At 69.4% G+C, this 317-nt stretch carries 1 protein-coding gene; it reads left to right on the forward strand.

Annotated features, from left to right (window positions below; all coding sequences use genetic code 11):
* Positions 1-317, forward strand: a 317-nt coding sequence (locus tag GTW40_RS26285; protein ID WP_161182645.1) for a beta-ketoacyl synthase N-terminal-like domain-containing protein, incomplete at both ends; no start/stop codon positions are given.

The raw sequence follows: 317 nt of genomic DNA on the forward strand, positions 1-317 counted from the left end.
TTCCTTTACGACGCCGACGAGTTCGATGCCGGGTTCTTCGGTATGTCCCCGCGTGAGGCCCTGGCGACCGACCCGCAGCAACGCCTGCTTCTCCAGACCGCCTGGGAGGCCGTCGAACGGGCCGGTATCGACCCGGAAGCGCTCCGGGGAAGTTCCACCGGCGTGTTCACCGGCGTCATGTACGGCGACTACGGCTCGCGTGCCCAACTGCCGCCGGACGGTTTCGAGGGCTACCTGTTCAGCGGGAGCGCGGGCAGCATCGCGGCCGGGCGGCTGGCGTACACGTACGGGCTGGAGGGTCCGGCGGTGACGGTGGA

Source organism: Streptomyces sp. SID4985 (assembly GCF_009863025.1).
Lineage (GTDB): Bacteria > Actinomycetota > Actinomycetes > Streptomycetales > Streptomycetaceae > Streptomyces.